The organism is Methylococcus sp. EFPC2 (genome assembly GCF_016925495.1).
GTDB lineage: Bacteria > Pseudomonadota > Gammaproteobacteria > Methylococcales > Methylococcaceae > EFPC2.
Map to the genome: position 1 here is coordinate 1,241,746 of NZ_CP070491.1, position 12,254 is coordinate 1,253,999.

A 12,254-nucleotide genomic window follows, 5' to 3' on the forward strand; every position below is an offset into this window, starting at 1 on the left:
GCTTGAGGCTATCGGAACAAGCCTGTGTCGGATGTTTTCGCTCGTGAGGGACGCCGCATCGTCGTCACCGGACTTGCTGCAAGATGCCCAGGGCGCATTTTCCCCACACGAACATTAGAAGCGGTTCCTTACCCGATGATACCTACGCTCAATTTCACTCGAACTTGGCAGGCGATAGGCTGGCTGCTGGTGGCTCTGGTCTGCTGGCTCAGCCTCACACCGGCACCACCGGAGCCGCCCGTATTTCTGACATGGGACAAGGCCCAGCATTTTCTCGCTTACGGCGTGTTGATGTTCTGGTACGGGCAGGCGTTCGCTCGCCATTGGCGCTGGCCGGTGTGCCTGATCTCCCTGGGTGTGGGGCTGGAATTCCTTCAGGGCTGGAGCGGACTGCGCCACTATGACCCTTACGACATGCTGGCCAACAGCCTGGGAGTCGTGCTGGGCCTGGCCTTTTCCTTCGTTCCGCCGCTGGCGCGCCTGGCCTGGTTCGACGCCTGGCTGGCTCGAAGATGGGTGCGCGTGCCGGCATGAGCCGGCGCGCGCCGTTTTGCCGAATTTTCCGGGATGGCTTTAGTCGTCCTTTTCCGCGAGTTTTTCCAGCAGCTCCCGCACAAACTCGATCTTGTTTTCCGGCGTTTCGAATTTCTGCATGAAGCGGATTTTTTCCGGGCCGTCCATGCGGTAAACGCTGGATTGCGTTTGTATCAGCATGATGACCTGGACGGGATCGATCCTTGGCTGAGGCTTGAACAGGATGTGGCCGCCCGTGTCACCCACCTCGATCTTGCGAGCGCGCAGTTTTTCCGCCCTAAGCTTCAGCTCGGTGGAGGCGAACAGGTTTTTGGTGGCCGGTGGCAGCAGGCCGAAGCGGTCGATCATTTCCACTTGCAAGGCACGCAAGTCCTCGTCGCTGCGGGCGCTGGCGATGCGCTTGTACAACACCAGGCGCGCATGCACGTCGGGCAGATAGTCGTCCGGTATCAGCGCGGGCACGCGCAAATCCACTTCCGGACCGCCGTCCAGGGGCGCGTCGAGTTCGGGCTGCTTACCGGATTTCAACGCCGCCACGGCGCGTTCCAGCAGCTCTGAGTACAGGGTGAAGCCGATCTCCTCGATCTGCCCGCTCTGCTCCCCGCCCAGCAATTCGCCGGCGCCGCGTATCTCCATGTCGTGGGAAGAAATCAGGAAACCGGCACCCAGTTCGCCGGAGGCTTCGATGGCCTCCAGGCGCTTGATGGCGTCGGCGGTCATGAGCTTCTTCGAAGGCACTAGGAGATAGGCGTAGGCGCGATGGTGCGAGCGTCCTACACGACCGCGCAACTGATGTAGCTGGGCCAGTCCGAGCTGGTCGGCGCGGTTGATGAGGATGGTGTTGGCGCTGGGCACGTCGATGCCGGATTCGATGATGGTGGTGGCCACCAGTACGTTGAAGCGCTGATGGTAGAAGTCCAGCATGATGCGCTCCAATTCGCGCTCCGGCATCTGGCCGTGGGCATGCTGGATACGCGCGGCCGGAACCAAGGCTTCCAGCTCGCGCACCATCTTCTCTATGGTTTCGACCTTGTTGTGCAGGAAATAGACCTGTCCGCCGCGCTTGATTTCACGGGTGATGGCTTCCTGGGTCAGCGAATCGCTCCACTCGCTCACGAAGGTCTGGATGGCATGGCGGTTGGGCGGCGGGGTGGCGATGATGGAAATGTCGCGCAAACCGCCCAGCGCCATGTTGAGCGTGCGCGGTATCGGCGTGGCGGTCAGGGTGAGGATGTCCAGCTCGCTGCGCAGCTTCTTGAAGTGCTCTTTCTGAGCGACGCCGAAACGGTGTTCCTCGTCGATGATGACCAGCCCCAGGTTCTTGAACTGGATGTCTTTCTGCAGCAGCTTGTGCGTCCCGATCAGGATGTCGACCTTGCCTTCGGCGGCGGCTCGGGCGAATTCGTCCTGCTGCTTCTTGCCGACGAAGCGCGACATGACCTCGATGCGGATGGGCCAGTCGGCGAAGCGGTCACGGAAGTTCTGGTAATGCTGCTGGGCCAGCAGGGTGGTCGGTACCAGCACCGCGACCTGGCGGCCATTGTGCGCGGCGATGAAGGCCGCGCGCATGGCCACCTCGGTCTTGCCGAAGCCCACGTCGCCGCAGACCACGCGATCCATGGGGCGCGGCGAGCTCATGTCTTTGATGACGTCGAGGATGGCGTTTTCCTGGTCCGGGGTTTCCTCGAAGGGGAAACCGGCGGCAAACGCGGCATAGTCGTCGGTCAGCGCCTGGAAGGCATGGCCTTGCTTGGCCTCGCGGCGGGCGTAGATGTCCAGTAGTTCGGCGGCCACGTCGCGCGCTTTCTCCATCGCCCTGCGCTTGGCTTTCTGCCAGGCTTCGCCGCCCAGTTTGTGCAGCGGCGCGGTCTCCTCGCTCGAGCCGCTGTAACGGCTGATCAGGTGCAGCGAGGAGACCGGCACGTAGAGCTTATCGTTATTGGCGTATTCCAGGGCGAGGAATTCCGCGTCCATGCCTCCCACGTTGAGCCGTTGCAGGCCCAGATAGCGGCCCACACCGTGATCCTGATGCACGACGGGCGAGCCTATCTCCAGTTCCTCCAGATTGCGCATCAGCGCGCTGAGATCGCGCTCCATCGTCTTGCGGCGGCGTCGGCGCTGCTGGACCTTGTCGCCGGAGAGCTGGGTCTCGGTGACGATGGCCAGCGGCGGGTCGGTCAGCCACAGCCCGTGGTCGAGCGGTGCTACCAGCAGCGACAGCTTGTTATCGGTGGCGAGGAAATCGTTCCAGCGTTCGATTACGCGTGGACGTATGCTCAGTTTGCCCAGGGAATCCAACAACGCTTCGCGGTGGCCAGTGGTTTCCGCGACGAAGAGCAGTTTGCCGTCGAATTCGGTCAAAAAGTTTTGCAGCGCGGCCGCCGGCTGCTTCTGTTTGGGATCGATGGCCAGTTCGGGGAGGGGCCGGCAGGCTAAGGTGGACTTGGCTTCGCCTAGCGGTTCCACGGCGCTCTCCGCGATATGGATGCCCGCATAGCCCTGCAAGCGCTGATTGAGCGATGCAGGATCGAGAAAAAGCATCTCGACCGGCAGGGCAGGGCGGTCGATATTGCCTTTGCGCAGCGCGAAACGATTCAGGCTTTCTTCGTAGAACTCGGCTGCGGCGGCGTCGACGTCACGATGCCGTACCAGCGTGGCATTGTCAGGCAGGTAATCGAACAGGGTTTCCGTATGCTCGACGAACAGCGGCAGGTAATACTCGATGCCGCCCGCCGGGATGCCTTTGCTGATGTCCTGGTAGAGGCCGCTGCCGGTGGGCAGGTCGGGGAATTGGGCGCGATAGGCACGACGGAAATGCTTGATGCTGTCTTCGTCGAATGGAAACTCGCGCGCCGGATAGAGCGCTATCTTGTCGACCTTGTCCAGCGAGCGCTGGCTTTCCGGGTCGAAGGTGCGGATCGACTCGATGTCTTCGTCGAATAATTCGATCCGATAGGGCGTCTGGCTGCCCATGGGATAGATGTCGATGATGGATCCGCGGATGGCAAATTCCGCGTGTTCCATCACCTGGGATACGCATTGATAGCCGACGGCCTCCAGCCGTTGCCGTGTCGTTTCCAGGCTGAGACGCCCTCCCACGGTCAAGGCGAAGGTGCGCGCCAGGATGTGGCCGCGCGGCGCTATGCGTTGCATCAGCGTCGCGGCGGTCAGCACCAGTACGCCCCGCTTGACTTCGGGCAGAAGGGCCAGGGTGCGAATGCGTTGCGAGACGATTTCCGGCAGCGGTGAAAACACGTCGTACGGCAGGGTTTCCCAGTCCGGGAACTGGAGTACGGGCAGGGTATCGGGTAGGAAGAAACGCAGTTCGTGCTCCAGCCTGAGGACACTCTGCATGTCCGGGGCTATCACCAGGAACAAGCCTGGCCGCGCTTGCACGGCCTGGGCGAGCGCAAGCGTGTCGCCGCAGCCGTATAGGCCGCGCCAGCTCGTGTGCTCGCCGGGCTTAGTCGGAATGGGGAGATCGGATAGAGGTGGCGCGTTGGGGCTACTCATGATGAAGAGCGGGGATGGCTGAATATGAAGTTGTCCAAGAGTGATGAACCGCGTGCAATCATGTCCATGTGGTGTCGTCGCCGTCATCTGGGGTGACGTCGTTATCGCTGGCAAGAAAGTCATTATCGCCGTCGCTCCGTGCCCATGTGTCGTCGGGTGGAGTTTCGTAATAATTGTTGATAATCGTATCGCCACCGGCGTGTTGCGGATAATCGCCGTTACCGGGGAACCCTCCGCCTGTATGGTGGCCCAATAGGTTTTCTATACCTTGAAATAGAAACGAGCCGGCCACGACGCCTGCGGCGGTTGAAGCGATATTTCCCAGGAATCCCGCACCGCCGCCGGTACTTCCCTGCGCGCCGCCATAGGCTTGCTGGAAACGAGGTATTTGATATTGGCCGGAACCGGGAACGGAGTTCGTGCTATTAGCTGTATTTGCCGGGCCGGCCCAGGGGTTATTGCCGAGAAAACCGCGATTTTGTCCGGATTGAACCGCCTGTACCTGAGCCTGGAGTTCGGCGATTTGGGCCTTGGCGCCATCGAGAGCCTGTTCCAGCAAAAGCGACCTTTGCACCAGGAGATAGGCGGCATCCGGCTGTTGGGCAATTGCCTCGCGTATCAGGCTGTCGGCTTCGCTCTCTTTTTGCGGCGCGGGCGCGGCTTTGAGTTGATTAAGAAACTGCGTGAGGAGATCGCGCTCTTGAGGAGTGATCATGGTTGTCGTCTCGTGGATCGTTGAAACAGGAGTCAAATAAGGCCGGTGTCGTTCAAGCACCATTTTACCCGAGGGAGGCCCTTATTTTTGCAGGGGAAAAAGCATCTGGGGACAGAAGCAGAGGCCCGAATATTCTCGGGCCTTACCGCGTGTACGCAGTAAGGCGTCATGAATTGCTTGATCCGTCGGCGCTTGATTCTTTATGAGCATTCTGCTTATCCGCTTCAGGGGTGGAACAAAGGTTATTGTGTTATCAGTGCGGGCTGGGTGTCGTCGGGCCTGGTAAATCTCCATTTACGGTTCCGGGTCGGCGGCTTTGTCTTCCCGGATTGTTTTTTCTCGACGTAAACGACTGGATGATCCGTCTGGGTTTTAATAGGTAGGGTTCTTTCAAGAATCCAAAGTATTGCTTATACTAATGCACGTGATGTCTGCATCCGTATCCGTTTAAGCAATAAACTTGAGGAAATCCATGACCGATAACTTATCCCAACTTTCTGAGTCCGAGCTGGCCGCCGTAATCGAAAATGCCAAGAAAGCGCTCAAGGACAAACAGGAAGGTAAAAGAAAGGAAGTAATCGCCCAGATTCGCGAATTGGCGGCCTCCATCAATGTCGGCGTCGAAATCATCGAAGGCGGCAAGCCGGCATCGAGAAAAGGCGGGCGAGTCCCCGTTAAGTACAGAAATCCCGCGAACCCGGCAGACAAGTGGACCGGCCGCGGCATGAAACCCAAATGGCTGCGCGAGTTGATCGATCAAGGACGCAATCTCGAAGAGTTCGAAGTCTAATCCCGGCGCAAATTAAGCGGCGGGGTTATCAGCCTTTCGCTGAACTCCACGGCAGTTAACAAAAGGGCGGTTCATACCGCCCTTTTTTGTTGCCCGATAATGGGGCCCGTCGTTCAGATGCTCGCCAAGCCGACAATGTTATAACCGGCGTCGACATACAAGATTTCTCCAGTAATGCCGGAAGCCAAGTCGGAGGCCATGAATGCCGCGGCATTACCGACTTCCTCTATCGTGACATTCTTGCGCAGCGGGGCGGCATGTTCCGCCTTACTCAGCATCTCACGGAAGTTGTTGATGCCCGACGCGGCCAAGGTGCGAATCGGGCCGGCCGAAATCGCGTTCACGCGGGTGCCTTCCGGTCCCAGCGATACCGCCATGTAGCGCACATTGGCTTCCAGGCTGGCCTTGGCTACGCCCATGACGTTGTAGTTGGGGATGGCCCGTTCCGCGCCCAGATAGCTCAGGGTCAGCAGCGAACCATTGCGGCCGGCCATCAGCTTGCGGCCGGCTTTCGCCAAGGCGGTGAAGCTATAGGAGCTGATGTCGTGGGCGATACGGAAGTTTTCCCGCGTGGTGGCGTCCACATAGGAGCCTTCCAGTGCATCCCGGGGCGCATAGGCGACCGAATGGACGATGCAGTCCAGGCCGTCCCAGTATTTTTCCAGGTCGGTGAACACCGCCTCGATCTCGGCGTCGCTGGCGACGTCGCATGGCAGCACGATGGACGAATTGAGTTCAGCTGCCAGTTTTTCCACGCGTTCCTTGAGTTTTTCTCCCTGATAGGTGAACGCCAGTTCGGCGCCTTCGCGCTTCATGGCGTCGGCGATGCCGTAGGCTATGGAGCGGTTGCTCGCCACGCCGACGACCAATACCTTTTTACCTTGTAAGAATCCCATGATTTCTCCTGGTTGACTTGTTATGAAGGGGCGGGATGAGTCCGGTGGTTGGAGGCAGCGCGGAGGGATGGCCCCTGTCCCCATTAGGGTATGGAGCCCTCCATTTTACCGGCTCTGGCGCGTATTGAAATCCCGCCGGTCCTGCGTCTAGCAGCCGGGGCCGCTTGCCGGGTATTCAGAGGACGGAATGCGGGGTGGAGTCGTGGCCAGGGTTGGCCAAATCGGCCGCGTCGAACAAGGCACGCGTATAAGGGTGGCTGGGATGGGCGACCAAGGCCTCGGTCTCACCGACCTCGATGAGGAAGCCGTCCTTCAGCACCAGGATGCGATGCGACATGGCGCGCACCACGGCCAGGTCGTGGCTGATGAATAAATAGGACAGGCCGTATTTTTGCTGCAATCCGGACAGGAGTTGAAGCACCTGCTGCTGGATGGACACGTCCAGCGCGGAGGTCGGCTCGTCCAGGATCACGATCTCGGGTTTGAGAATCAGGACCCTGGCAATGGCGATACGCTGCCGCTGGCCGCCGGAAAATTCGTGCGGATAACGTCGCATTGCGCCGGGATCCAGACCCACCTCGGCCAATACGTCGATCACCCGCTGCTCCCGGGCTTCCGGCGAAAGTTCGGGCTGATGCAGGGCCAAACCCTCGGCGACGATTTCCGCGACGGTCATGCGCGGCGAAAGGGAACCGAAAGGATCCTGGAATACCACCTGAACTCTGGATCTCAATGCGCGCCTTTCGGCACCGCTCAACGCGGCGATCTTCCGTCCCCGAAAAGTCACGGAGCCGCTGGATGTTTTCTGCAGTCCCAGCAATGCCATGGCCAGGGTGGTCTTGCCCGAACCGGATTCGCCGATGATGCCCAAGGTTTCACCCTGGCCCAGCTTGAGGTCGACGCCGCGGACGACGGGAACACTCCCGCTCTTGAACCAGTTCCTGATGCCATCGAGTTTGCGTGCGAAGCTGACCTCCACGCCGCGTGCTTCCAGCAGCGTGGGCGCGTCCGGGCGTACGGAGACGATCTCCCGGCGCGGCCGGCTTTCGATCAGCATGCGGGTATAAGCTTGCTGGGGCGAGGCAAACAAGCGCTCGGTGTCTTCACATTCGATCAGCCGGCCGCGCTCCATCACGCCGACCCGGGTCGCAAACGAGCGCACCAGATTGAGGTCGTGGGTGATGAGCATGATGGCCAGGCCGTATTCTTCCTGCAGATCGCGCAACAGGTCCACGATCTGCGCCCGGATGGTGACATCCAGCGCGGTGGTCGGCTCGTCGGCGAGCAATAACTTGGGCTTGCAGGCTAACGCCATGGCGATCATGGCTCTTTGCCGCTGTCCGCCCGACAACTGGTGCGGGTAGCTGTCGAATTTGTGCGCAGCCTCCGGAATTCCGGTCCGGGCCAGCAGGGCGATGGCGCGCTGTACGGCGTCGCGGCGGCTTAGTCCCTCATGAAGCTCCAGGGCTTCGACGATTTGCTTGCCTACCGGGTAAAGCGGATTTAGGGCCGTCATCGGCTCCTGGAATATCATCGCGATGTCGGCACCGCGTAGGGCCTGCATGTCGCGCTCGCTTTTTTCCAGCAGGTTTTCGCCGGCCCAGAGGATCTCTCCCCTGGTACGCGCGTTGGCCACCAGGCGCAGTATGCTCAGGGCCGTGACGCTCTTGCCCGAGCCCGATTCGCCCACCAGTGCGAAACGTTCGCCGGCCCGGATGGACAAGCTCACCTCGCGCACGGCTTCGAAGGCGTGTTGGCCGCTGCTGAAGCCGACGCTCAGCTGCCGTATTTCCAGCAAAGGCGTACTCATAAGCCGTCCGCCTTGCGGGTATCGAGCGCGTCGCGCAGGGCTTCGCCCATGAAGGTGAGCAGGAGCAGGGTGATCACCAGCACCGCGAAGGTGGACAGCGAGATCCACCAGGCGTCGAGATTGGCTTTGCCCTGCGAAAGCAACTCGCCCAGGCTGGGTACCGAGGGCGGCACGCCCAGGCCGAGAAAGTCCAGGCTGGTCAGCGCCAGGATGGCGGCGCTCATCCGAAACGGGAGAAAGGTTATCACCGGGGTCAGGCTGTTGGGCAGTATGTGGCGCCACATGATCTGAACATTACCCAAGCCCAAGGCACGCGCGGCGCGCACATACTCGAGGGTGCGGTTGCGGTAGAACTCGGCGCGCACGTAGTCGGAGAGACCCATCCAGCCGAATGCCGACAACAGGACGATTAACAACCAGAGGCTGGGATCGAAGATGGAGGCGAAGATGATGAGCAGGTAAAGCTCGGGCATGGAACTCCAGATTTCGATCAGGCGCTGGGCCACCAGGTCGAATCGCCCGCCGAAAAAGCCCATCAGGGCTCCGGTGAACACGCCTATGGCTATGCCGATGGCGGTCAGCGCCAAGCCGAACAGGATCGACAGCCGGAAACCGTAGAGCAGCCGCGCCAACACGTCCCGACCCCGGTCGTCGGTGCCCAGCCAGTTTTCCGCCGAGGGCGGTGCCGGATTGGGCGACGGGGTGAAATAATTGAGGGTGTTGTAGGAATAATGGTTGAGCGGGTAAAGCGCGAAGTTGCCGGGTTCGGCGAGGCGCTCCCTTATAAACGGGTCGAGATAGTCGGCCGGGGTGGGGAAATCGCCACCGAACACCGTTTCCGGATAATCATGGACCAGAGGAAAATACCACTGTCCCTCATAGCGCACGACCAAAGGGGTATCGTTGCTGATGAGGTTGGCCAGCAGACTGATGCCGAACAGGACGATAAAAGCGATCAGGCTCCAGTAGCCCAGGCGGTGGCGGCGAAAGCGGAGCCAAGCACGGGCGCCGGGCGACAGTCTGATATCCGGGGTCGGGGAGGAAACGGGGGCGTTCACGGGACTTAGTCCAAGGAGTCAAAATGGATGCGCGGGTCTACCCATACATAACAAAGATCGGAAATCAGTTTGGTGACCAGTCCGATCAGCGTAAAAAGATAGAGGGAGCCCAAGACCACCGGGTAATCGCGGCGTATGACCGATTCATAGGAAAGCAGGCCCAGGCCGTCCAGGGAAAACAGGGTCTCGATCAGCAATGAGCCGGTGAAGAAAGCGCCGATGAAGGCAGCCGGAAACCCCGTCACCAGGGGAATCAGCGCATTGCGAAAGACGTGGCGCCAAAGCACGGTCCGTTCTGACAAGCCCTTGGCGCGCGCCGTCAGCACATACTGCTTGCGGATTTCTTCCAGGAAGGCGTTTTTGGTCAACAGGGTGATCACCGCGAAACTGCCGACCACTTCCGCGGTGACGGGCAGGGTGATATGCCATAGATAATCCAATACCTTGCCCGTTAGGCTGAACTGCTCCCAGTTGTCCGAAGTCAGGCCGCGCAGGGGAAACCACTGCAAGAAACTGCCGCCGCCGAACAGCACCAGCAAGGCCACGCCGAGCACGAATCCGGGGATGGCGTAGCCAACCAGGACCACCAGGCTGGTGAGCGCGTCGAAGCGGCTGCCGGCACGCACCGCCTTGGCGATGCCCAGGGGTACCGAAATAAGATAAGTGAGCACGAAGGTCCACAGCCCCAGGCTGATGGATACCGGCAGTTTGGAGCGGATGAGCTCCCACACGCTGCGGTGCTGGTAGTAGCTTTCGCCCAGGTCGAACACCGCGAAGCGTTTGAGCGTCAGCCAGAATCGTTCCAGCGGCGGCTTGTCGAAACCGTAGAAAGCCTTCAGTTCCTCGAGTTTTTCCGGATCCAGACCCTGCCGCCCTTTGTAGAGCCCGGGACCGCCGCCGCCTGGACCGGTCTGGGCGGCTCTTAGCTCCTGCACCAATTGTTCGACCGGGCCGCCGGGGACGAACTGGATCACGGTGAAGGTCAGGGCGATGACTCCCAGCAGGGTGGGGATCATCAACAACAAACGTCGGAGCAGATAAGTCCACATATCAGGGCTGGCTCGTAGATTCGGGCTGACGCCACCAAGTGGTGAGTATCCAGTCGCCAGCCGCATAATAAAGCGGGAGGGTTTCGGCAAATCCGAGAGTGCGACGATAGGCGACCCAATGGGTAGGCAGGTACCAGTCCGGGATGACGTAGTGACCGTGCATCAGCACCCGGTCGAGGGCGCGGGCGATGGTCACCTGTTCGTCTCTCGAGGCGGCCCGGAGCAGGCGGTCGATCAGCGCGTCCACGGCGGGTGACTGCACGCCGAGATAGTTTTCCGACCCGGGCTGTTTGGCGGCCTCGCTGCCGAAGCGTCCCACTTGCTCGTTACCCGGGCTCTGTACGTCCGGATAGCGCAGGCTCGTCATGTCGAAATCGAAGCTGTCCAGACGCTTGCCGTAGAGTGCGAAATCGGTGAGCCGCTCGGTGACGCGCACGCCCAGTTTTTCCCAATTCCGGATCAAGGCCGCGGTAATGCGCGACATGGAAGCATCATCTTCCAGGATTTCAAATTCTAACGGGCGACCCTGGGCATCGCGCAAGGCACCGTCGCGATAGGTCCAGCCGGCTTCCGCGAGGAGCTCGCGGGCCTGGCGCAGATTGTCGCGCAGGCTGCCCGGGGGCGCCGTGGACGGCGGAGGTGGCAGGGGCCCGAACACCTCAGGCGGCAATTGGCCACGCAAAGGCTCCAGCACGGCCAGTTCCCCGGCATCCGGCAGGCGCCCGGGCGTGGAACTCGCCGCCATTTCCGTATTGGCGAAGTAGCTGTCCAGTCGCGTGTAGCGGTCGAAAAACAATTGCCTGTTCAGCCACTCGAAATCCATGGCGAGGATCAGTGCCTTCCGTACCCGGACATCGGCGAAAAGGGGGCGGCGCAGATTCATGATGAAGCCCTGCATGCCGGCACCGTTGTGTTGCGGAAACTCGCGTTTCAGAAGTTCGCCGCTGCGGAATCGGGAACCTTCATAGCGACGCACCCAGCTCTTGGCCCGGTTTTCCACGACGGCGTCGAATTCGCCGGCCTTGAAGGCTTCCAGCCGCGCTATGTCGTCCTTGTACAAATGGAAGGTGACGGTCGCGAAATTGAACATTCCGCGGCGCACGTTGAGATCCTTGGCCCACCAGTCGGGGTTGCGCCTGAAACTGATGTTGCGGCCGCCGTCGTACTTTTCGATCACATAGGGGCCGCTGCCGATTGGAGGTTCGAACGCAAGCGTGTCGAAGGGCGTGACGCTACCATCGGCCTTGAGTCCCCATTTGGGACTGAATACGGGCAGCCCGGTCGCAACGATCAGTGGGAGTTCGCTATTCTCCTGCTTGAAGTCGAAACGCACCACCCGTTCCGATTCCACCACGGCAGCCGTCACGTCACTGAAATAGCTGCGATAAGCCGGGCTCGCCAGCGGGCTCACCAGCGTGTCAAACGAATATTTGACGTCCTGAGCCAGCACCGGGTCGCCGTTGGAAAACCGCGCCTGCGGATTCAGGCGGAAGCGGACCGACAGCTTGTTCGGCGCGACCGCTATGTCTTCCGCCAGCAGGCCATAGGCGCTGCCGATTTCATCGCTGCTGCCGACCGCCAGGCTTTCGAACATCAGTTCCGAGACGCCCGGCGCCGGGTTTCCCTTGAGGGTGAAGGGGTTGAACTTGTCGAAACTGGTGCGCCGGTCCGGATTTGGAAGCACCAGAGTCCCTTCTTTGGGGGCGTCGGGATTCAGATAGTCGAAATGATGGAATCCGGCCGGATATTTGAGTTTGCCGTATTGGGCGATACCGTAATCGGCCAAGACCGGATGAGACCCGAGCGGCACGAGTAAGAGCACGGCCTTCAAGTAGTGGGGAAGGCGTGGGTGCAAGCGAAATAAACTCATCGATGAAGTATCGGAATCG

Annotated in this window: 9 protein-coding genes; 2 read left to right on the forward strand and 7 right to left on the reverse strand. The window is 60.5% G+C overall.

The features are described 5' to 3' along the window. Positions 1–135 precede the first annotated feature (135 nt). Positions 136–534 carry a VanZ family protein gene (locus JWZ97_RS05260; RefSeq protein ID WP_205433761.1) on the forward strand — a complete coding sequence of 133 codons (399 nt, stop codon included), beginning with the start codon at positions 136–138 and terminating at the stop codon, positions 532–534. Positions 535–573: 39 nt separating this feature from the next. Here JWZ97_RS05260 and mfd read toward each other — a convergent pair whose 3' ends face one another. Next, on the reverse strand, positions 574–4,047 hold the full coding sequence (mfd, locus tag JWZ97_RS05265) for a transcription-repair coupling factor (RefSeq protein ID WP_205433762.1): 3,474 nt from the start codon (positions 4,045–4,047) through the stop codon (positions 574–576). Positions 4,048–4,105: 58 nt separating this feature from the next. Further along, complete coding sequence (locus tag JWZ97_RS05270; protein WP_205433763.1) at positions 4,106–4,762, reverse strand: DUF2076 domain-containing protein; 657 nt, start codon at positions 4,760–4,762, stop codon at positions 4,106–4,108. A gap of 472 nt (positions 4,763–5,234) precedes the next feature. On the opposite strand from JWZ97_RS05270, the gene JWZ97_RS05275 reads away from it, so the two are divergent. Beyond that, positions 5,235–5,552, forward strand: a complete 318-nt coding sequence (locus tag JWZ97_RS05275; RefSeq protein ID WP_205433764.1) for an H-NS family nucleoid-associated regulatory protein — start codon at positions 5,235–5,237, stop codon at positions 5,550–5,552. 113 nt (positions 5,553–5,665) lie between these two features. Here JWZ97_RS05275 and JWZ97_RS05280 read toward each other — a convergent pair whose 3' ends face one another. From JWZ97_RS05280 to JWZ97_RS05300, 5 genes are all read right to left on the reverse strand, one after another. Then, entirely contained in the window at positions 5,666–6,448 is a 783-nt protein-coding gene (locus JWZ97_RS05280; protein ID WP_205433765.1) for an enoyl-ACP reductase, read from the reverse strand. A 175-nt stretch (positions 6,449–6,623) separates the two neighbouring features. Then, on the reverse strand, positions 6,624–8,258 hold the full coding sequence (locus JWZ97_RS05285; RefSeq protein WP_205433766.1) for an ABC transporter ATP-binding protein: 1,635 nt from the start codon (positions 8,256–8,258) through the stop codon (positions 6,624–6,626). Further along, the gene (locus JWZ97_RS05290) at positions 8,255–9,283 is read right to left on the reverse strand and encodes an ABC transporter permease (protein ID WP_205434559.1); all 1,029 of its coding nucleotides are present in this window, start codon (positions 9,281–9,283) and stop codon (positions 8,255–8,257) included. Before JWZ97_RS05290 ends, JWZ97_RS05285 begins: the two co-directional genes overlap by 4 nt. A gap of 38 nt (positions 9,284–9,321) precedes the next feature. Next, a complete protein-coding gene (locus tag JWZ97_RS05295) occupies positions 9,322–10,365 on the reverse strand; it encodes a microcin C ABC transporter permease YejB (RefSeq protein ID WP_205433767.1) in 1,044 nt (347 codons plus the stop codon). A 1-nt stretch (position 10,366) separates the two neighbouring features. Next, the gene (locus JWZ97_RS05300; protein WP_205433768.1) at positions 10,367–12,235 is read right to left on the reverse strand and encodes an extracellular solute-binding protein; all 1,869 of its coding nucleotides are present in this window, start codon (positions 12,233–12,235) and stop codon (positions 10,367–10,369) included. Positions 12,236–12,254: the final 19 nt, after the last annotated feature.